The sequence below is a fragment of the Bacillus sp. EB V-12 genome (assembly GCF_056158125.1).
In genome coordinates this window covers 153754-175620 of record NZ_JBUXJL010000007.1, presented here as the reverse complement: position 1 = coordinate 175620, position 21867 = coordinate 153754, and the positions used below count along the sequence as shown (strand labels likewise).

Here is a 21867-nt window from a genome sequence, read left to right as displayed (position 1 = left end):
GTAATAATCAAGTGAAGGGAGGAATAAACATGTATAAAATTGATGAAGTAACAAAGCAAGTTGGTTTGACAAAACGTACACTTCGTTATTATGAGGAAATTGGTTTAATTCATCCCCCTGAACGTAGTGAGGGGAACATTCGCCTGTATACAGACGGGGATATCGCCAGAATTAAAAAAATTGTGGAAGCGAAAGAAGTGTTAGGAATTACGCTTCAAGAGATGCAGCATTTTTTATCGTTAAAAGAAAGAATGGAGCAAAGAAGAAATAGCGAAAACCCTCGTGATCGTGAAGTGATTCAAGAAATTAAAGATATGCTTGAAAAACAAGTGCAAACGTTAGACGAAAAAATGGAGCAAATGCAACGTGTAAAGGCAGAACTAGAAGATAGTTTACATCGTGCAGTAACATTTTTAGAGAGCACAAAAGGAGAGTAATCAAAATGGAGAGCAAACAAAAATTAGGGAGATTGATTACAGTGGTGGCTACCTTCCTTGCCTTTTCGGGTATAGGAGTAGTCGACCCAATTTTGCCGATTATTGCAGAGAAAATTGGTGCATCGCATTGGCAAGTTGAAATGTTATTTACCGCTTATATTTTAACGATGGCAATTATGATGTTACCAGCTGGTATATTTGCATCGAGATTTGGTGATAAACGGATGATGACAATCGGTCTTGCGATTGTGACTGTATTTGCGTTTATATGTGGTATGTCGCAAACGATTGCTCAATTATCTCTTTTCCGCGCTGGATGGGGATTAGGGAATGCGATGTTCTTCGCGACGGCGATGACTTTATTGATTGCATTAAGTAAAGAAGTTCATGAAGCAGTAGGATTATACGAAGCAGCTATCGGCTTAGGTATGGCTGGCGGACCGTTATTAGGCGGGATATTAGGTGGTCATTCTTGGCGTTATCCGTTTTTCGCGACGAGTATTTTAATTTTCTTAGCATTTATTTTAGTATTCTTTTTTGTAAAAGAACCAGAACGAAAAGTGAAGCGTAAGGCTGCTGGCGTAGGGGAATTACTTAACCTGGTGAAGTATAAACCATTTATGCAAGGTGCCATTTCAGGGATGCTATACTACTACGGATTTTTTGTCGTGTTAGCATATTCACCACTTATTATGCATTTATCAGCTATTCAATTAGGCTTTGTATTTTGCGGATGGGGACTCGCGTTAGCTTACGGTTCTGCAATTTTAGCACATAAGCTAGAAGGGAAATATGAACCAAAAACATTATTGAAGGGTAGTTTACTCGTATTTGCGATTTTCTTAATTGCACTATTCTTTGTGAAAATTATGTGGTTACAAATTACTCTTATCGTTTTATCAGGGTTGGCATCTGGCTTAAACAATGCATTATATACAAGTTATGTAATGGATATTTCACCTTATGAAAGATCTGTTACGTCAGGTGTTTATAACTTTGTTCGTTGGTTAGGTGGTGCGATTGCTCCGATTTTATCAGGAATTATCGGTCATACTGTTTCACCACAAAGTCCGTTTTTAGTAGGTGGAATCGTTGTGTTAGTTGGTTGTATTATGATCCTAATTCCAATTCGTAAACCATTAGAAATAGAGACAAAAACCCTTTCTTAAGAAAGGGTTTTCTTTCCTTTTATGGTGCAAACCCTTTCCACACATATGTTAGAACCCTCTGACTAAAATATATTTTCGGTATTTTTGTACTTTTAACTATACATTTTGGATGTTTTGTTTTATTTTTGTTAGGGGACATTAATGATGTCCCTATTATAAATTTGCATTGAAAGGCGTGATTGTACGATGGAACTATGGTTCACTGAGAAACAAACAAAACATTTTGGGATTACGGCGCGTATTAACCGCACATTACATACGGAGCAAACAGAATTCCAAAAACTTGATATGGTCGAAACGGAAGAGTTCGGAAACATGCTTATTTTAGATGGCATGGTTATGACAACAGAAAAGGACGAGTTCGTTTATCACGAAATGGTAGCACACGTACCTTTATTTACACATCCAAACCCTGAAAACGTATTAGTTGTTGGTGGCGGTGATGGTGGTGTTATTCGTGAAGTGTTAAAACACCCAAGTGTAAAGAAAGCAACTCTTGTTGAAATCGATGGAAAAGTAATTGAGTACTCTAAACAATACTTACCATCAATTGCAGGCGCATTAGATAATGAGCGTGTAGAAGTAAAAGTAGGAGACGGTTTCCTACATATCGCAGAAAGCGAAAATGAATACGATGTAATTATGGTAGATTCTACTGAGCCAGTAGGACCAGCAGTAAACCTATTTACAAAAGGCTTCTACGCTGGAATTTCAAAAGCGTTAAAAGAAGATGGTATTTTCGTTGCACAAACGGACAACCCTTGGTTTACACCAGAACTAATTACAACTGTGTTTAAAGACGTAAAAGAGATCTTCCCAATCACTCGTTTATACACAGCAAACATTCCAACTTACCCAAGTGGTCTTTGGACGTTCACAATTGGATCTAAAAAACATGATCCATTAGAAGTAAGTGAAGAGCGTTTCCACGAAATCGAAACGAAATACTACACAAAAGAATTACACAATGCAGCATTCGCATTACCGAAATTTGTTGGCGATTTAATTAAGTAAGAGAATTGTATCAAACAAATAAAGTGTAAGTAGCTCATTTAAGGTGTTTGTCCAGAAGACTTGAACATGCTAGCTACTTACACTTCTGTAGAGAAAATCGTCTTCTTGTTGTTAAAAAGAAGACCCGGTAAATCGAGAAAGAGGAGCAATTCGCTCCAAATTTGAGAAATAGTGAAAGGTTGGGATACCTTAAGTTCCACATAAGGAGGAAAAGAATATGCGTTTTGATGAAGCTTATTCAGGTAAAGTATTTATTAAAAGTCATCCAAGTTTTGAAGAGTCAAAGGTAGTTATTTATGGGATGCCTATGGATTGGACAGTAAGTTACCGTCCGGGATCTCGTTTTGGCCCTGCACGTATTCGTGAAGTATCAATCGGTCTTGAAGAATATAGCCCGTATTTAGATCGTGAACTAGAAGAGGTAAAATATTTTGATGCGGGTGATATCCCATTACCATTCGGAAACGCACAACGCAGCTTAGACATGATTGAAGAGTATGTATCAAAACTTTTAGATGCCGATAAGTTTCCACTAGGTCTCGGCGGTGAGCACCTAGTGTCTTGGCCAATTTTTAAGGCAATGGCAAAAAAATATCCGGATTTAGCAATCATCCACATGGATGCTCATACTGATTTACGTGAATCGTATGAAGGGGAGCCTTTATCCCACTCTACACCAATTCGTAAAGTGTGTGATTTAATTGGTCCGGAAAACGTATATTCTTTCGGAATTCGTTCTGGAATGAAGGAAGAATTTGAATGGGCGAAAGAAGTAGGTATGAACTTATACAAATTTGACGTATTAGAACCGTTAAAAGAAGTATTACCGAAACTTGCTGGCCGCCCAGTCTATGTCACAATCGACATTGATGTATTAGACCCAGCTCACGCTCCAGGAACAGGAACGTTAGAAGCTGGCGGTATCACATCTAAAGAATTATTAGATTCCATCGTAGCAATTGCAAATTCAAATATAAATGTAGTTGGAGCAGACTTGGTAGAAGTAGCTCCAGTCTACGACCATAGTGATCAAACACCAGTCGCAGCAAGCAAATTCGTGCGGGAAATGCTGCTCGGTTGGGTGAAGTAAAAGCGGAATCGGCTCGCCCAGAATGTGAGGGGGATGGAGCTTCAGACATAGAGGCGTTTTGTGCCTCGAAGGAAGAAGCGAAGCCACCGATCATTCTAGCCGCTGCAGCTAGATAAAGTAAGAGCCCCCTATATGATTAGAGGGCTCTTATTTTGTCGTTATATGTCGGTAAGTCGATATATTAAAAAAATCGCTGATATAATTTCATTTACCGTTATGCGACACAAAAAAGAGCTATTCCTAAACGATGGGAATAGCTCTTTTTCTTATGCAACCTTCTCTTCCGAAGTAACTCCGCGAATTTCATCAGCAGAGCGGATCGGATATTTACGGAACACAATAGATCCGATGTATCCGACAATAGTGGTAACGATTCCACATAATATAGCAGCAATTGTTACTTTTACAACGTCATTAAATCCGAATAAGACAAGAAGTCCTGGGATTGGTGATGCTGTTCCTGGTGCATTATTAACGAGCTGGAACAGAGAGGTAATAATACCAGCAAGTGCACCGCCAACGAAGTTTGTCGCATAAATTGGAATCGGATTTGCTGAAACAACATCGGCTTGTGTTAAAGGCTCGATTGCTACAGCAATTGTATCTTTCTTTGAACAAATTTTTAATCGTTTAAAGAAAATAAAGTTCATTGGGGCTGAAGCTGCTACAGCCAGACTACCAATTGCCATTGGTAAACCTGTTAATCCAAGCATTGCAGTTAGTGCCATAGAACTCAGTGGAGAGGTAGAAATAACTGTTATTAATCCACCAAGCATAATACCCATAATGATAGGACTTTCTGTAGTTGCAACTGAAATCATAGAACCGATTTTACCAAGTGTGGCGTTAACGAGCGGATCCATAAGCATTGCCATTCCGCGTGAGATTGGTGCAGCGATAAATAGGATTGCTAAAAATTCCACACCAGCTGGTAATTTCTTTTCGAGAAATTTCACGACGAAGGCACAAACGTATCCAGCGAAAAATCCTGGTAAAATACCGAATCCACTAGTAGCGATACCAATTAAAACAGCATATACGGGGGAAACACCGATTGCTAATGCGACTAAAATCGCTGCTGCGACACCGCTCATACTACCGGAAGCTTCTCCTACTGATTGTAAAAAGTCATTATGAAACATTTCTCCACCTATATAACGGTGAAATGCTTCAATAAGAAAACTTGCAATTGCTGCATTAGCTAAAGCACCCATCGCCTTCATTCCGTAAGGCGCACGGTAACTGAAAAGTGTAAATAGACAAAGTACAACAAGTAATAGTGCTAAACCTTGCAAGATAGCCATTTGAAAACTGTCTCCTTTGATTTTTGTAATAAAAATTCGTATCATTCAATAATAATATAAAAGTGTATGAAACGGAAAATTTTTTTCTTGGGAACTGGCTGTAAGAAAAAATCCCTTACAATAATGTAAGGAAAGTGTAAGACTTTTAGATAGAGTATAGTATGCTCTTTTCCGTATAATACAAGTATAGATATAATACTAGCGAGAAAGAAGTGCAAACAGGAGGTTCATGTATGAAATTGGTAATTAAAGTTTTAGCTGTATTCGCCATTATTCTAGGTGGAACAGCGTATTATTTGAATACAAAAACAGAAGGTGTACATGCTTTTGTAGACAACTTCTTTTCAAATAAAGAAATACAAGATTATTATGCGGTTATAGATAAAGGTGAGAAAAAAGACGGAGAATACTTGTATACTTTTAAAGGGTATACAGAAGATGGAAAGTTACAGGTTATTAAAAGAATGATGAACCGTGAATTGCATACGGGGGCGTTTATAAAAATTTATGCAAAAGGTATGCAAGGAAAAGGATGGGCTGAAATCCCGAAAGAATCCATTCCGCAAAAAGCGTTGGAAAAAATAGAAAAACCATAAAAGGAGCGACTCATTCGCTCCTTTTTTAGTGCGTTAAAATAGTGATAGATGTCTTCTCTTTGTGAGAAATAATTTTTGCACGTCCACCAATTGGAAAAGTGAAAATCGGGGTTGTATGCCCGAAACTTGCGTTTGCAATGATAGGGATATGTGCAAGTTCAGGTTTTGAAGCAATCATTTCTTGAATGTCTTCTATCGTACATTCTGCACCTTTTTGCATCTTTCCTATAACGATTCCCTTTATGTATTCAAAACCTTGCTGCTGCATAAGGGAATGTAAATAACGATCAAAAGTTTTAAGAGTAGATGTTCCAGTTAAACTATCTTCTTCAATAAATAAAATTTTCTCCTTTAAATTTGGCATATATGGTGTACCTTGCAGTAAGTTAAATGTGCTCATATTGCCACCGATAATATCTCCCGTAGCTTCTCCTTCTTGAATTGAAACATATCCTTCATTTTTAATAAATTCTCGATTTTCCTGATCTATATACCAAGAATCATCGCTCCATGTTTCAGATGGAAGGACTTCAATAGGCTCATTAGAAGTTAAGCACTTTAAAAAGTAATCGGTTGTATACCCGAGCCCTTTCTCCATTCCAAACGAAGAGAAATGGGGTCCTGAATATGTAACAAGCCCTGTTTTTGCGTAAATTGCATTATTTAAGGCAGTAATATCAGAATAACCACAGAAAAATTTCGGGTTTTCACGAATTAAATCATAATCGAGATGTTTCAATAAACCATTTGAGTTGTATCCGCCAAGTGTAGTCAAAATAGCTTTTACATTAGGGTCTCGAAATGCTTCATGGAGGTCTTGAATGCGGGAAGAAATAGAGGAGGAAGCAAATCGATCTATCTCATCAGCATATTTTGAGAATGTAACTTGAAAGCCCATGTCAGTTAATCTTTTTATAGCAAGTTTTCTATTTTCATTTGAAACAATACTTAAACTACACGATGGTGAAATCACTCGTATTTCAGCACCCTTTTTTAACTTTGTTGGTATCACTACATTCACCTCTTTAATTGAAAGAATATTTAGATTTAAAAAATATTTTATCATATGAAATAAAGTAGAAGTGAATTATTTTTTGAAATGGAGTTTTCCTGATTTTTCAGCAGACAGACAGAGTCTTTTTTTGATATGATAGGAAAAGTGATTTATTATAAGTAGTATTTAATATCTATAACATTTGAAAGGTGTGCAAGACGTGGAGAAACAACTTGCAGGCTTGCCGGTACACGTTCATTTCGTAACAGAAATCCGTGAAGGGGCGAGGAAGGAAACCGTTGCTTTTGAAGCAAATGGTCAATACTATGTAAAAGGTCAAGGTACATATGTAACATTCCAGGAGCCGAACGAACAAGGCGAAGTGAAAACAATTATTAAAATTCAAGATGAACAAGTTCTCATTATGCGTTCAGGTGCTGTTTCTATGCGTCAGACGCATGTGAAAGGTGAATGGACAACTGGTACGTATACGAGTGAACTTGGTACGTTTGCATTGCAAACAAAGACTGATAACGTTCTTTTTAAATGGTCGGATGAAAAGAAAAAAGGACAACTCTTCTTAACGTACGCATTGCTTCTAAGTGAACAAGAAGCTGGCAGATATACTATTACAATTAATTTGAAGGAGGCAAAATAATGAATTCCTTAGAACAGGTAAAAGGATTGATTAAAGAAGAAATTCAGGCTGCTGTATTAAAGGCAGAATTAGCGACAGAAGAACAAATTCCAAACGTTGTATTAGAATCTCCAAAAGATAAAACAAATGGTGACTTCTCTACAAATATGGCAATGCAACTTGCACGCGTTGCGAAAAAAGCACCTCGTATGATTGCAGAAGAACTAGTTGCAAACTTCGATAAAGCAAAAGCTTCTATTGAAAAAATCGAAATCGCTGGTCCTGGTTTTATTAACTTCTATATGGATAATAGCTACTTAACAGATTTAATTCCAACAATCGTAAACGCTGGTGAAGCTTACGGTGAAACGAATACTGGTAAAGGTGAAAAAGTACAAGTTGAGTTCGTATCTGCGAATCCAACAGGTGACCTTCACTTAGGACATGCACGCGGTGCGGCAGTAGGTGACACTTTATGTAACCTATTAGCAAAAGCAGGATACGATGTATCTCGTGAGTACTACATTAATGACGCTGGTAACCAAATTCATAACTTAGCTCTTTCTGTTGAAGCTCGTTACATGCAAGCTTTAGGCTTAGAAAAAGAAATGCCAGAAGACGGATACCATGGTGCGGATATCATTGGAATTGGTAAACGTTTAGCAGAAGAATTCGGTGATCGTTATGCGAAAGCTGATGAAAAAGAAAGCTATGAATTCTACCGTGAGTACGGTTTAAAATATGAATTAGCAAAACTTCAAAAAGACTTAGAAAGCTTCCGCGTTAAATTTGATGTATGGTTCTCAGAAACATCATTATACAAAAACGGGAAAATTGATCAAGCACTTGCTGTATTAAAAGAGCGCGATGAGATCTTTGAAGAAGACGGTGCAACTTGGTTCCGTTCAATGACTTACGGTGACGATAAAAACCGTGTATTAATTAAAAATGATGGTTCTTACACATACTTAACGCCAGATATCGCGTATCATCGTGATAAATTAGAGCGTGGTTTCGATAAGTTAATTAACATTTGGGGTGCTGACCATCACGGTTATATTCCACGTATGAAAGCTGCTATTCAAGCACTTGGTTACGATAAAGACACGCTTGAAGTAGAAATCATCCAAATGGTACAACTATACCAAAATGGTGAAAAAATGAAGATGAGTAAGCGTACGGGTAAAGCAGTTACACTTCGTGAGCTTATGGAAGAAGTAGGCGTGGACGCAATGCGTTACTTCTTCGCAATGCGTAGCGGTGACTCTCATTTAGACTTCGATATGGACTTAGCTGTATCAAAATCTAATGAAAACCCAGTATACTATGCACAATACGCTCACGCTCGCGTATGCAGCATCCTTCGCCAAGGTGAAGAATTAGGATTAGCTACAGGCGGAGATGTGAACTACAAACTTGTTACTTCTGAAAAAGAAGTAGAGTTACTGAAAAAACTTGGTGAATTCCCAGCGGTAGTTGCGGATGCAGCACAAAAACGTCTACCACACCGTATTACAAACTATGCATTTGAATTAGCAGCAACATTACACAGCTTCTACAATGCAGAAAAAGTATTAAACCAAGATAATTTAGAATTAAGTAAAGCTCGTTACGAGTTAATGAAAGCAGTACGCACTACACTTCAAAATGCATTAGCAATCGTAGGAGTATCTGCACCAGAAAAAATGTAATAAAGAAAAGCGGAAGCGGCTCGTTTAGAATAGGAGGGGGATGGAGCTCCTGAGAGAGAGGCGTACTTTGCCTCGGAGGAAGGCGCGAAGCCACCGAGTATTCTAGCCGCTGGAGCTGGACAATAAAGAAAAGCGGAAGCGGACTTTCGTTTTTAAATAAAAGGCAATCACACGATGTTGTGATTGCCTTTTTATGTGGAGATAATAAAAAAATAAAATTTTATCAAACAAAAAGGGAATTTGCGTCGTCTTATATAAATGACAGGAGGCTTATGATGGAAGAAAAGGTAGAAGAATTAATTGATATATATAAGAAGCAAATATATTCCTTATGCTATAAGTTAGCAAAGACGAAAGAAGACGCGGAAGATATTTTTCAAGAGACATGGATAAAAGTTTTTTCATCAAGGCACCAACTTTCTTATGTGGATAAAGGAGTTAAAGGAAATCTGTGAATCGAAAAAAGGTAGTTTTACAGTTACTTTAAAAGCAAATGAAGAGTATGTATTGAATATAAGCGGATTAAAAGTGAAAGATGGATTCGTAAAAGTGAATTGGCAAGAGAAATAAAAGGGGCCCTATAAAGGACCTCTTTTTTATTGAATAGTATAAGTAACAGAAAAACTAACAGGACTATAGTAAACGTAAGGTGCATGAAATTGAACATACATATTTCCATCTGTTTTTGCAGTGAAAATTCGGCCGTAACCATCAGAATAACGTCCAATTAGGTTATGATTTGAGTCATAAACACTGTAACTAGGAGTTTTGCTGTTAGGATGAATTGTTAGTTCTTGTCCTTTTTGAAGGAAAATAGGTTCTTGTTCAGAACTACCTCCAGTTTGCAAAGAATAAAATTTTGTAAAGCTTTGTTCTTGAGCGGCAGCAGCGACTTTTGTTTCAGGAATAAACGCAGTAGCTCCAGTAATTCCTGCTAAAGTTAATGCACCTGCTAAAATCATTTTTTTCATAATAGAAAAAGCCTCCTTATTAGTTGTAATCGGTGTTGTTACAGTTAATATTGTATACGATAATGGGTAGGATAAAATATGCTTTTATGCATATATATTTTTTCTCAATAAAAGACCACTGATAAAATCAGTGGTCTTTTAAATGATTAAGCAGCTTTCTGTTCAGTTTGAGGAACAGGTTTTTGAAGCGAGTTATAAACTCCTGTTCCGATAACGTCTAATGCCATTCTCATTCGTTCAGGTGAAATGTTTTCTAATACGTTATCTTGAGGTGTATGGTATACCTTCTCAATATGATAGATTAATGGATTCCAACTATCGACACCCATCCAAATGAATAGAGCAGCAGGAATACCAGCTTCAGCAAATGGAACATGATCACTAGAACCGAATTTACCTTGTAGGACGAGGTCATTATTTAGTTGTTTACCTGCTTGCAAGGCAGCGTCTGTTACAAAGTTTGTAGAGCCATCAGGTGTCATAGCGTATAAATTCTTTGCTTTATCATAATTTGTTGCAACCATGTCGGCGTTAAAGACACCTAAAATACGGTCGCGTTCTTTTTGGGATAGACTATTCACGTAATAATCCGAACCAAGTAATCCAGTTTCTTCAGAACCAAAGGTAATAAAGCGAATTTCTTTATCAGTTTCTACATTTTGAAAAGCACGAGCTAGTTCTAATACTAATCCAGTTCCAGAAGCATTATCATTTGCGCCAGGTGCTCCGAAAACACTATCATAGTGCGAGCTTACAACGACTGCTTTCTCATTACCTGTACTCTTTTTTGGTTTCTTTTTGGCGATAACATTTAGAGATGTTAATTTAGATTCATGTCTCGCTTTTAGGGAAAGAATTGTTGTCCCTTTTTTAGCGATTTCTTCTTTAAATGCATTTCCTTGCGCATAAGCAAGACCAAAGACAGGGATAGATTGCTTTTTCGTTAGGCGGGGATTGAAGGTTTGTCCATAATTTCCGCGTCCGCCAATTAAACTGTATAAAAGAACACCTTTTGCACCTTTGCTAACAGCATTTTCAACTTGTTTATTATAGTCTGTAACTGTCGTTCCTCTTTCAAATAAAACAATTTTACCGTTTACTTCATTTGGAATATCTTCTAATTTTGTCCCACCTTGAACAAAGATAAGGGGAGCTGTAACAGCTTCTGTAGAAATGAGTGCATTAGGAGCAGCACCAGCTTGCCAATTACGTTTCGTTGATAGTGGTGATTCAATGAATCCAACGTATTGATCGGGCACCTGAAATGGTTGATATTCTACGTCATAGCCCATTGATTTAAGCTGCATACCAATGTAACGAGAAGCCCATTCTTCGGATTTTGTTCCACCGGGGCGAGGACCAATTGTTTCAGATAAGAAACGAACATGTTCAATCGCGCGGTTTGGATCAATCTGTTTTGTAATAGATGGAGTTTGTGTAACCTCTGACGTGGAATCCGCTTTTGCTTGCCCAATTGGAGCTAAGCTAACAGCGAGTGATACAGCAAGCAAAGAGCTTACTATTTTTTGTTTCAATGATTTTCTCATTTTTTCCTCTCCTATTCTTCTATTCTCTCTGACTGACAAAAGAAGACGGATAATGACTTTATTTTACCTTTGCACCTTTTATTTTTCAATATTCTGACATTGAGAAATAAAAACGATATATGCATATTTGCATATTTTTGAGGGAGATATGTATGCTATCATTTTAAACGAAGGTTCGCTTTCTACTCTGAAAGCTCCTACATTGCATGAATCTAGTGTACCCAAACTTTAGATTATGTAGAGGAATGGAATCACTGTAGGGTTTCATTTCTCATGTTTGAATCAGTTGATGGTAATTATGTTTCCGCATTTCATAATTATTATCAGTGATATATGTAAGGCATCCATATGAAAATAAGAGGCTGTTCAAAGGTTTTCCGTACTTTTGGGCAGCCTCACCCCGTTAAAAGGACGATACTTTATGTATCGTCCTTTTTGTATAAAAAAACATCCAATCAATTGGGAGATTGATTGGATGTGAAAAAATTATTAATAATTTTTTTTGCGTTTTGTAGCCAAAATACTTAATAATCCAGCTAGTAGAAGAAGGATACCTACTGTTTGTGTAGGGTCTTCTTTATGACCTGTATTTGGAAGGTGTTTATCCGTATTTCGATCATCTTGCTGTTTGTTATCTGTTTTATTCGATGTTTCTTCGGAAGTTCCGTTTTCGTGTTTCTCAGATATTTCATTGCCTTTGTTTTCTTCTTTATTTGGAGGAGTAACTGGCTTGTCATCTCCACCTGAAGAAGATTCAATTTTTTTATTTGAAACTGTAATTTGTAGTGGCGTAGCTTGGGCTTTATCAATTGTAAAGTTTATTGGTGATGCATCTAATTGATAGCCTTTAGGAGCCTTTGTTTCTACTAATTGATAAGTACCAGGTTTCAAATCATTTACGATTACTTTTCCGTGTTGATCTGTTTTTAAACCTTCTCGGATAACTTTTCCATCTTGGTCTAAAATATTGAAAATGGCACCTTCAAGTGTTCCATGGTGATCAATATCAACTTTAGTTAACTCAATTGAACCTGTTGTTAAACTATTTAAGGCTGTAACAGAGGTAACCTGAGATTGTCCTTTCGTAATTGTGAAAGGAATTGGTTTAACGTTTAAATCATAGCCAGTTGGAGCTTTCGTTTCAATAAACTGATAATCTCCCGGACGTAAATCAGAAACAGAAATCTTACCATCTTTATCAGTAGTTAGATCAGAACGAACATCCTTGCCGTCCATATCTACAATTTTAAAGATAGCCCCTTCAAGAGTAGTACCATCGATGTCATCAACTTTAGTTAATTCAACTGCGCCTTTAGTTAAGCTGTTAGTAGCAGTAACAGAGGCGATTTTTTCTTGGCCTTTTTTAACTGTGAACTTAATAGGTGTGTCGTTTAAGTCATAGTGTTCAGGAGCTTTTGTTTCAATAAACTCATAGTCTCCTGGTGGTAATTCATCCACAACTAAACGGCCGTTTTTATCAGTAGTTAAATCGGTACGAACATCGTGTCCATCCTTATTAACAATTTTAAATACTGCACCTTCAAGTGTTGTGTTTTGCTTGGTATCATCAACTTTAATTAACTCCACACTACCTTTCGTTAAGCTATTAATAGCTGTAACGAAGACATGCTTTGTTTGACTTCTTTCGATTGTGAACTTAATTGGTTCTTCATTTAAGTCGTAATGTTTAGGAGCTTTCGTTTCAATAAATTGATAGTCTCCTGGTTGTAGGTCTTTCGCGATGATTTTACCATCTTTATTTGTAACTAAATTCGTACGAATGTCGTTACCATTCATATCAGTAATTTTAAATACCGCACCTTCTAGCATCTCTTTTTTATCTACAGAGTCAATTTTCGTTAATTCCACGCCACCTTTTGTTAGGCCGTTCTTAGCAGTAACAGAAACGTGAGTTAGTTGACTTCTCTCGATAGTGAAATCGATAGGTGTTTTATTTAAATCGTAATCTTTCGGAGCTTTCGTTTCAATGAACTGATAATCTCCCGGACGTAAATCAGAAACAGAAATCTTTCCATCTTTATCAGTAGTTAAATCAGAACGAACAATTTTACCCTTCGCATCGATGATGTTAAACACTGCATCAGAAAGTTTTGTATCTGGATTTATATCATCCACTTTTATTAATTCTACAGTACCCTCAGTTAAGCTATTTGTAGCAGTAACTTGGAGCTTTTCTTTTTGGCTTTTCTTAATTGTAAACTTAATAGGTGTACTATCTAATTTATAGTGTTCAGGAGCTTTCGTTTCAACAAACTGATAGTCCCCAGGACGTAAGTCAGAAACAGAAATTTTTCCATGTACATCTGTTGTAAGCTCAGTGCGAATGTCGTTACCATTCATATCAGTAATTTTAAATATCGCATCTTTAAGAGCAGTACCATCTACATCATCTACTTTAGAAAGTTCCACAGCGCCTTTCGTTAAGCTATTTGTAGCTGTAACGGAGATAGGATCAGCTTGGCTCTTTGTAATTGTGAATGGAATTGGCTCTTTGTTTAAATCATAGTGTTTCGGAGCCGTTGTCTCGATGAATTGATAATCACCAGGACGTAGGTCAGAAACGCTAATTTTACCTTGTTGATTCGTAACAAGATCTTTGCGAATTACAGTGCCATTCATATCCACAATTTTAAATACTGCGCCTTCAAGAGTAGTGCCATCGACATCATCCACTTTAGAAAGTTCCACGCCACCTTTTGTTAAACTATTTTTCATAGTAACGGTAGCAATATCTTTCTGGCTTTTTTCAATTGCAAATATAATTGGTTTTTTGTCTAAATCATAGTGTTCAGGAGCCGTTATTTCAACGAATTGATACGTACCAGGACGTAAGTTTTCGATAACGATTTTACCTTCACTGTTTGTTTTTAAATCTGTTTTAAGTACTTTGCCATCTTGATCTAGTAAATTAAATACCGCATCGGCAAGTTTTGTTTGAGTGTTTAAATCATCAACTTTAAGTAATTCGATACTACCTTGTTTTAAGCTATTTGTAGCAGTTAAAGAAATAACTTTCTTCTGTCCTTTTTCAATAGTGAATTTGATTGGTGTTTCATCTAAAACGTAATGCTTAGGAGCTTTCGTTTCGATAAATTGGTAATCACCAGGACGTAGGTCGTTAATTTCGATTATTCCTTGTTCATTTGTAACAAGGTCTTTATGAACTACATCACCGTTCATATTAACAATTTTAAATACTGCATCTTTAAGAACAGTGCCATCAACATCGTCTACTTTAGAAAGTTTAACTGCACCCTTTGTTAAAGCATTTGTAGCAGTGATATGAAGAGTTTCAGTTTGGCTCTTTTTAATTGTAAATACGATAGGTTTTTTATCTAAATCGTAATGTTCAGGAGCAATTGTTTCAACGAATTGATACGTACCAGGACGTAGATTTTCAACAACAATTTTACCTTCATCATTTGTTTTTAAGCCTTCTTCAACTAGCTCCCCGTCTGCATCTAATAAATTAAATACGGCGTTAGCAAGTTTTGTATTCATATCAATATCGTCAATCTTTGTTAGTTCAACGCTACCTTTTTTCAAAGCATTTTTGCCTGTAACATTGATCTCTTTCGTTTGACTTCTTTCAATTGTAAATGGAATCGTTGTTTCATCTAATACATAGTGCTCAGGAGCTTTTGTTTCAATGAACTGATAGTCTCCAGGGCGTAAATCAGAAACAGAAATTTTACCGTTTTTATCTGTAACAAGATTCGTATGAACTTCCTTACCATTCATATCAACAATCTTAAAGATTGCACCTTCGAGCATCGTACGATCGATGTCATCAATTTTTGTTAATGTTACTGCACCTTTCTTTAAACTGTTAGTAGCAGTAACAGTAATATTCTCTTTTTGACTTTTTTCGATAGTAAACGGAATAGAGTCTTTGCTTAAGCTATAGTCTTTTGGAGCTTTTACTTCAACAAATTGATAGTCTCCAGGACGTAAATCAGAAGCAGTAATTTTACCGTTTTTATCAGTCGTTAAACCTTTGCGAATTACCTTTTTAGTATCATGAGCGTCAACGATTATAAATTCTGCACCTTCAAGAGTAGTGCCATCAACATCATCAACTTTTGTTAAAGTGACGCCACCTGTAAGTAAACTATTTTTTACAGTAACAGGGATAGGAAGATCTTCCTTACTACCTTTTTTAATTGTGAACTTAATAGGTGTTTTGTCTAATTTATAATGTTCAGGGGCTTTTGTTTCGATAAATTGATAATCCCCTGGTGCTAAATCAGGAATAACTAATACTCCGTAATCATCTGTTGTTAAATCTTTCATAATTTCTTTGCCAGTTGCGTCTTGCAATGTGAATACAGCGCCGGCAAGAGCTTTACTACTTTCCACATCATCTTCTTTAATAAGTTTAACTTTTCCTTTCGTTAAACTATTTTTAAATGTAAGTGGAAGGAGTTTTTGTTGTCCTTTTTCGATTGTAAATTCAATTGGTTCTACATTTACATCGTAATAAGTTGGAGCCTTTGTTTCGATAAGCTTATAGTTACCAGGACGTAAGTCATCTACAACTAGCATTCCTTTACTATTCGTAACAAGGTCCGTACGAACATCTTCATTAGTATCTCTATTAACGATTTTAAATACAGCACCTTCAAGTGTTTCCTTTTCATCTGCAGCATTCACTTTTGTTAACTCAATACCGCCTTTTGTTAAGCTGTTTTTAGCGGTAACAGTAGCCTGAGTTGTTTGACTTTCTGTAATCGTAAATTTAATTGGTTTTGTATTTTTGTCGTAATACTTCGGTGCTGTTACTTCGATAAATTTATAATCGCCAGGGCGTAAGCCAGTAGCGATAGCTTTACCATCCGCACCAGTTTTTACATTTTCGCGAATAACTTTCTTTTCATCATTTGCATCAACAATTTTAAATACAGCACCTTCAAGAGCTGTACCATCGATATCATCAACTTTTGTTAATTCAACATCTCCTGGTTTTAAAGCATTTTCAGCTTTCACAAGTAGAGTTTCTTTCTGACTTCTATCGATTGTAAATTCAATAGGTTCTGCTCGTAAAACGTAATGTTCAGGAGCAGCTATTTCAATAAATTTATACGTACCAGGACGTAGGTTACTAACTTTAACTTTACCGTGTTTATCAGTAGTTAAGTTAGTGTGAGGGGAAACGTCATTATTATTTGTATCGACAAGTTTGAATACAGCACCTTCTAGTGGTTTTTTCTCACCAAACTCATCAACTTTTAATAATTCAACCTCGCCCGTTTTTAAGCTGTTATTTGCCGTAACAGTAGCAAGAGCTTGTTGGCTTTTATCAATTGTAAACTCGATAGGGTTTGTACTTAACGTATAATCCTTAGGAGCTTCTGTTTCGATAAATTTATAAGCACCAGGCTCTAAATCTTTAACGGTAACTTTTCCATCTGAACCTGTTTTTATATTTTCACGAATTACTTGTTTCTCGTCATTCGCATCGACAATTTTAAATACAGCACCTTCAAGGGCAGTGCCATCGACATCATCGACTTTCGTTAAAGTGACACCACCTTTAATGAGGTGATTTGTCGCTGTAACAGTAACTGCTTTTTTTTGACTTTTTATAATTGTAAACTCAATTGGTTTTTTATCTATGTCGTAATCTTTAGGTGCTTTTTCTTCGACAAATTGATAGTCTCCAGGGCGTAAATCTTTTGCTTCGATTTGTCCTTGATCATTTGTCGTTAATTTTTCATATCCACGAATTACTTTGTTATATCGATCGCGTACACTGAACTCCGCACCTGCTAAAGTTTTTCCATCTTTATCGAATTTTGTTAAAATGGCCGATCCTGGAATCAAACTGTTTGTTGCAGTTCGGTTTATTACTGTTGTTTGATCTTCTTTGATTGTGAATTGTATAGGTGTACTGTCTAATTTATAATGCTCAGGAGCAGTTGTTTCTTGTAAGTAGTAAGTTCCTGGTTTTAAATTATCTACAGTAATTTGTCCTTGATTATTTGTTGTTAATTTTTCGTGTTCTGAAATTATTTTTTTGTCTTTATCAAGTAGTGTGAAAACGGCACCTTGCAGTGTGACGTTTTTATTCAGGTCATCAGACTTTGTTAAAACTACTTTACCGACAAACTTCTTATTTGCAAGTTTATATGTTGTAGTCTCTTGTGTACCAAGTTCAACAATTTTCCCTTGTTTTAAATCCCAGCTAATTACATAGCCTTCAGGAGCCTTTGTTTCTTTTAATAAATATTTATCGCGTTTTAAATTATTAAATTTAGCGATACCGTCTTTGTCTGTTGTAATTTTACGGATAACAGTTTTACCTGTACGATCGTATAAAGTAAATTCTGCCCCAGCTAATAGTGCGTTCTTATTGTCGTTATCTACCTTTATAATTTCAAGGTTTCCACGGCCTTTAGTAGCAGATCCTCCGCCTGAACCAGAAGACATTCTCACTTCAATCGTTTCAGTAGTTTCTGTGTTTTTAACTGTCAACTTATTGCCTGTGATTTTCGCTTTATTACTTACTTTTTCTTTATCGTCTGCATTAATAAGTGAGCGATATTCTAAAATATAAGCTCGATCAATTTTTTTCAAGAAGGCAATTTCGAAATGTTGCTTTCCGGTATTATTGTCTGTTGTTATTTTGAGTTTATAGTCTGTTCCTTCTTTTAATTCGTTTACTGTATCTTTTGTTAAATTTCCATATGGATCTACAGTTGTAGGATATAAGTGGAATGAATCTTCCACAATTACCTGATTTTCGGTTGGATCATCTGTTACAACGGCATCTGCAATGGTTGATTGGCTTTCGTTAATTGCGATACTCCAATTAATATAGTTGTCGTCTTGCACAGCTTTTTTAGTAACGAAGCTGCCACCTTTATTTACTTGAGTGTCACCTGTAAGGGTGTTTACAATTTTAGAGCCATCTTTTAAATCTGCCTCGTTTTTGTAGGTGCCTTGGATAAGTTCACCATCAAGGCTTGTTTTAAAGATAATATAGTAAGGTGAATTAATTGATTGTTTGAAATGAACCTTTAGGGTGTTTTTATTTTTCTCTGTAGGTTCTTCAAGTTCATATTTCTCAGTTGGTACAGCATTACCAGGTTGTGCATTATCAGGATTTCCATTTAGAATCATATCGCGCACTTCAATGGATCCAGGCACTAATTTTTGTTTATCTTGTATTACGTCTATAACATAAGGATCTTTAATCTCAACATTATTATAGTTAAAGCCTATTATCCAAGTAATTTCCTTCGTTTGGGCGTTATAAGAACCGTATTTATAACCATTTGCCTTTGTGAAAGTATCAGGATCGAAATTAGCTTCAACTTTATTTGATTGTGGATTAGAATCCGTATCTATCCAAGAAAGGTTACCTGTATTTTTAAATGAAGTTTTACCACTTTCTAGCTTTGTATAATCAAAGTCTGTCGTATATTTTACGACTAATGTCTTTGTCATATTAGACTGATACGTACCTATAAGAGTAATTTTGAAGCCTTTATCTGTTACATCTAAAATATAGTCAGTCCCAGCTTGAAGGGTATAATTTCCGTCTTTAATTTCTAGTTTCTTATCTTTTAATTGTAATCCACCATGATCAAAGGTGTCCGTAATAATCGCGTTGCTTAATGGATAGTTGTTATTATTTACTATAATTGTCCAAGTTGTTGTTTTGTCTTTATAATTTGTTTCAGCTTTATTATTAGATTTAATAATATTTTGCTGCTTGAAGCTAGCTTCATTTTCTTTACTTGAATCATTATCAGCTGTAACTTTATTTTTTACTTTTCCATCTTCTATAACTTTATTAGTTGGCTTGGTTTTATAGGTAATCACATAAGCACTATTAATATCATCATTAAACTGTAAATCGAATCCATTCTTCTTGTTATTTACAGTGTAATTATTAACAGCGTCTCCTGTTATAAGCGTTCCTTTTTCATTATATGAAGCGTTTTTTACAACAATAGAATTTGCATCTAGTTCGTGTGTATCGTCAAAAATATCTTTTAAAATCGCATCAGCTTTTTTGATCTCTCTTTGATCACCATTGTAAGTAATTGTCCACTCAATTGTTTGCGTCTTTGGATCATATTTACTTGTTTTATTTAAGTGTGTACCACGAGAAACCGTTACAGTAGAACTTGCGTTTTGTTGCTTTTGATTATCACTCGTTATCGTAACGTTATTTCGGAAACTTTTAATATTTTCATCAGTAATTTTTGTGGCATATTCGATTTGATATGCTTTATTGATAGAATCTTTGAAAGCAATCTCCAATTTTGAGCCATCTGATGAAATAATATTGTAATCAGTTGGCTCAGCTTCTGCACCACGCGTTACATTCCCATTAACATCAACTTCTAAATAATAAACTTTAATAGAATCTTTATTTAAGCTTGTACCTTGTGGAATGTTATCTTTAAAAACAGCGTTTTTAAGGGGGTCTTTCGTTTTGTTCATCTCTACTTTCCAATTAATTTCATTTGTATTAATTGGTCTATCAGGTAAACCCTTTTTATTCGTAGCTGTTTGTACATTAGGCTTAAAGTCAACTGTAATAGAAACATCCTTATCTTTAATCGGGAAAGGAATTTCTTGTGTTGTTGTACCTTTAATTTCAGCTTTATTAAATTCTGTCTTTAATTGTAGGTTACCAGCAACATCTGGATGCTCTTCAACATAATCGTTGAATGTCATCGTGACTTTTCCATCTTTTGTAACAGTAAAATTACCAATTTGATGGTTTTCACTATCATATAAAGGACTGTTAATTGTATTGTAAATCTTAAAATGTTTAGGAAGATCAAAAATATAGTAATCTCCATTTTTCACATTCATTGATTTTAAAAGTTCCCATGTAAACTCAATATTGGCAGGGGAATCTGTACTTGGACGGTTATCCTCTGTAAATGGTTTTCCGTCTTTATCCGTCAACTTTACACTGGTTAAAATGTTTGTTGTTATTTGCTTTGGACCTGAATTTGTATTCTCAGCAGGGTCGCTTGATAGCTTTTGTTCTGGATTGTCAGTAGCAATTTTAGCTGCTGGGTTTTGTTCCGGATTATCAGTGGCAGTTTTAGCTGCTGGGTTTTGTTCCGGATTATCGGTAACAGTTTTAGTTGCTGGGTTTTGTTCCGGATTATCAGTGGCAGTTTTAGCTGCTGGGTTTTGTTCCGGATTATCAGTAACAGTTTTAGTTGCTGGATCTTGCTCCGGATTGTCAGTAACAGGTTTAGCTACTGGATCTTGCGCTTGTTTATTAGTATCCTGTTTGGTGCCATCTTCTTTAGAGATTTCTACTTGAACAGGAACTGATATAGGCTGAACCATTGTTCCTAAAGGAAAAGCGATTTGAACTGATTTTTCCCCAGGTTTTAAAGTTGAGTTAAACACGGTATCAACTTTAATTTTTCCTTTAGCGTCTTTCAAATTTTCTACTTGATCATTAAATATTAATTTTAATTTATTATCTTTAGCTGTTATAAAATATTGACCAATATTTTTTTGATCTGTTACTAAATCCCCTTGCAAATCTTTAGATACTTTTAATGCAAGTGGTATTTGAACTACTGCTGTATCATTTGCGTGTGCAACTTGTTGATCTTTTATTGACCAAGCGTATTCTACTTGAATGGTTGATCCTATCTTTATTAAATTGTTAGGATTTTTTGATTCGTCAATAATATGATTCGTTGCATCTTTCATTTCAACAGTGTCAAATAAGGAATCTCCTGTTAAGGTTTCCGCTCTTACTTGATTGTATGGAAAACTAGCAAGTTGCGAAAATAGTACGAATACAATTAAACATACATTAAAAAGTTTTTTCATTTTTCCTCCTCTGAACATTCATTTGTCCATTGGGGACTTATTCCACATGAACAAATGGAATATTAAAAGTATTTGTTATAAGCTATTTATTTTTGTTATCCCTCCGTTTCTATACGCGTTCTCAGACAAACAGAATTATGTTCAAAGCAATATTATTTAACGTAAAACAAAATGTATATTTACACAGTTCTATGGAAATATACACAATTCGACAAAAAATGTCGAAAAAAATACTGATATAAATAATGATATCAGACCTTTATATGTGAGATAGTTTTCATGTATATCTAGTAAAAAAGAATGGTTATAAAGGTAAGTTTTACGATACATACTAACCAAGGTAGTGTATCCCTTTGTGAAGGCTTATTTTTGCCTTAAAGTTATGTGGAAATAAAAATCTAGATAGGGTTGGTTTTGGTCAGAATGAAGACAATATGTACTTTGAAAATAGTCATTTATTTTGTCTAAAGAGAGTTGTGCGACTAGTGGACCGAAGTTGAAAGGTGATAGTTTCTTACATTGTTAGAGAAATATAAGGATTACAGAATATTCGACTAACACGTTACTACGGTCA

The 21867-nt window shown here is 35.6% G+C and carries 12 protein-coding genes and 2 pseudogenes; 9 read left to right on the top strand and 5 right to left on the bottom strand.

Going from position 1 to position 21867, the window contains the following annotated elements; all coding sequences use genetic code 11:
- Nucleotides 1-29: 29 nt before the first annotated feature.
- The 4 genes from ACZDYH_RS21200 to speB all read left to right on the top strand — a co-directional run bounded on the left by ACZDYH_RS21200 (nucleotide 30) and on the right by speB (nucleotide 3710).
- Nucleotides 30-437, top strand: coding sequence for a MerR family transcriptional regulator (locus ACZDYH_RS21200; RefSeq protein ID WP_000276579.1), 408 nt, complete (start codon nucleotides 30-32; stop codon nucleotides 435-437).
- 5 nt (nucleotides 438-442) lie between these two features.
- Complete coding sequence (locus ACZDYH_RS21195) at nucleotides 443-1606, top strand: MFS transporter (RefSeq protein ID WP_000444227.1); 1164 nt, start codon at nucleotides 443-445, stop codon at nucleotides 1604-1606.
- Nucleotides 1607-1792: 186 nt separating this feature from the next.
- Entirely contained in the window at nucleotides 1793-2620 is an 828-nt protein-coding gene (gene speE / locus ACZDYH_RS21190) for a polyamine aminopropyltransferase (RefSeq protein ID WP_000424696.1), read from the top strand.
- 217 nt (nucleotides 2621-2837) lie between these two features.
- Nucleotides 2838-3710 (top strand): agmatinase, encoded by an 873-nt coding sequence (speB, locus tag ACZDYH_RS21185; RefSeq protein WP_001209831.1) that lies wholly within the window; start codon nucleotides 2838-2840, stop codon nucleotides 3708-3710.
- A gap of 266 nt (nucleotides 3711-3976) precedes the next feature.
- Here speB and ACZDYH_RS21180 read toward each other — a convergent pair whose 3' ends face one another.
- Nucleotides 3977-5014 carry a PTS sugar transporter subunit IIC gene (locus ACZDYH_RS21180; RefSeq protein WP_000996319.1) on the bottom strand — a complete coding sequence of 346 codons (1038 nt, stop codon included), beginning with the start codon at nucleotides 5012-5014 and terminating at the stop codon, nucleotides 3977-3979.
- A 233-nt stretch (nucleotides 5015-5247) separates the two neighbouring features.
- On the opposite strand from ACZDYH_RS21180, the gene ACZDYH_RS21175 reads away from it, so the two are divergent.
- Nucleotides 5248-5610, top strand: coding sequence for a YxeA family protein (locus ACZDYH_RS21175; protein WP_000779921.1), 363 nt, complete (start codon nucleotides 5248-5250; stop codon nucleotides 5608-5610).
- A 25-nt stretch (nucleotides 5611-5635) separates the two neighbouring features.
- On the opposite strand, the gene ACZDYH_RS21170 is transcribed toward ACZDYH_RS21175, so the two are convergent.
- A complete protein-coding gene (locus tag ACZDYH_RS21170) occupies nucleotides 5636-6622 on the bottom strand; it encodes a S66 family peptidase (protein WP_044307119.1) in 987 nt (328 codons plus the stop codon).
- Between the two features lie 202 nt (nucleotides 6623-6824).
- Between ACZDYH_RS21170 and ACZDYH_RS21165 the strand changes: the two genes are divergently transcribed.
- The 4 genes and pseudogenes from ACZDYH_RS21165 to ACZDYH_RS21150 all read left to right on the top strand — a co-directional run.
- Nucleotides 6825-7262, top strand: a complete 438-nt coding sequence (locus ACZDYH_RS21165) for a YwiB family protein (protein ID WP_000414867.1) — start codon at nucleotides 6825-6827, stop codon at nucleotides 7260-7262.
- Nucleotides 7262-8932: an arginine--tRNA ligase gene (gene argS, locus ACZDYH_RS21160; RefSeq protein WP_001086454.1), complete on the top strand. Its 1671-nt coding sequence runs from the start codon at nucleotides 7262-7264 to the stop codon at nucleotides 8930-8932. Before ACZDYH_RS21165 ends, argS begins: the two co-directional genes overlap by 1 nt.
- Before the next feature lie 212 nt (nucleotides 8933-9144).
- Nucleotides 9145-9363 (top strand): annotated as a pseudogene (locus tag ACZDYH_RS21155) (sigma factor); the annotation flags it as partial.
- Nucleotides 9362-9502 (top strand): annotated as a pseudogene (locus ACZDYH_RS21150) (anti-sigma factor); the annotation flags it as partial. The pseudogenes ACZDYH_RS21155 and ACZDYH_RS21150, both read left to right, overlap by 2 nt.
- A 26-nt stretch (nucleotides 9503-9528) precedes the next feature.
- On the opposite strand, the gene ACZDYH_RS21145 reads toward ACZDYH_RS21150, so the two are convergent.
- The 3 genes from ACZDYH_RS21145 to ACZDYH_RS21135 all read right to left on the bottom strand — a co-directional run bounded on the left by ACZDYH_RS21145 (nucleotide 9529) and on the right by ACZDYH_RS21135 (nucleotide 21293).
- Nucleotides 9529-9903, bottom strand: coding sequence for a hypothetical protein (locus ACZDYH_RS21145; RefSeq protein WP_000738221.1), 375 nt, complete (start codon nucleotides 9901-9903; stop codon nucleotides 9529-9531).
- A 146-nt stretch (nucleotides 9904-10049) separates the two neighbouring features.
- Nucleotides 10050-11450: a M28 family metallopeptidase gene (locus tag ACZDYH_RS21140; RefSeq protein WP_434713185.1), complete on the bottom strand. Its 1401-nt coding sequence runs from the start codon at nucleotides 11448-11450 to the stop codon at nucleotides 10050-10052.
- A gap of 489 nt (nucleotides 11451-11939) precedes the next feature.
- Complete coding sequence (locus ACZDYH_RS21135; RefSeq protein WP_434713184.1) at nucleotides 11940-21293, bottom strand: SpaA isopeptide-forming pilin-related protein; 9354 nt, start codon at nucleotides 21291-21293, stop codon at nucleotides 11940-11942.
- Nucleotides 21294-21867: the final 574 nt, after the last annotated feature.

Excerpts from the sequence above, each read along its gene's own strand:
- ACZDYH_RS21200 (WP_000276579.1), top strand. The coding sequence starts at position 30 with ATGTATAAAATTGATGAAGTAACAAAGCAAGTTGGTTTGACAAAACGT.
- ACZDYH_RS21195 (WP_000444227.1), top strand. The coding sequence starts at position 443 with ATGGAGAGCAAACAAAAATTAGGGAGATTGATTACAGTGGTGGCTACC.
- speE (WP_000424696.1), top strand. The coding sequence starts at position 1,793 with ATGGAACTATGGTTCACTGAGAAACAAACAAAACATTTTGGGATTACG.
- speB (WP_001209831.1), top strand. The coding sequence starts at position 2,838 with ATGCGTTTTGATGAAGCTTATTCAGGTAAAGTATTTATTAAAAGTCAT.
- ACZDYH_RS21180 (WP_000996319.1), bottom strand. The coding sequence starts at position 5,014 with ATGGCTATCTTGCAAGGTTTAGCACTATTACTTGTTGTACTTTGTCTA.
- ACZDYH_RS21175 (WP_000779921.1), top strand. The coding sequence starts at position 5,248 with ATGAAATTGGTAATTAAAGTTTTAGCTGTATTCGCCATTATTCTAGGT.
- argS (WP_001086454.1), top strand. The coding sequence starts at position 7,262 with ATGAATTCCTTAGAACAGGTAAAAGGATTGATTAAAGAAGAAATTCAG.
- ACZDYH_RS21145 (WP_000738221.1), bottom strand. The coding sequence starts at position 9,903 with ATGAAAAAAATGATTTTAGCAGGTGCATTAACTTTAGCAGGAATTACT.
- ACZDYH_RS21140 (WP_434713185.1), bottom strand. The coding sequence starts at position 11,450 with ATGAGAAAATCATTGAAACAAAAAATAGTAAGCTCTTTGCTTGCTGTA.
- ACZDYH_RS21135 (WP_434713184.1), bottom strand. The coding sequence starts at position 21,293 with ATGAAAAAACTTTTTAATGTATGTTTAATTGTATTCGTACTATTTTCG.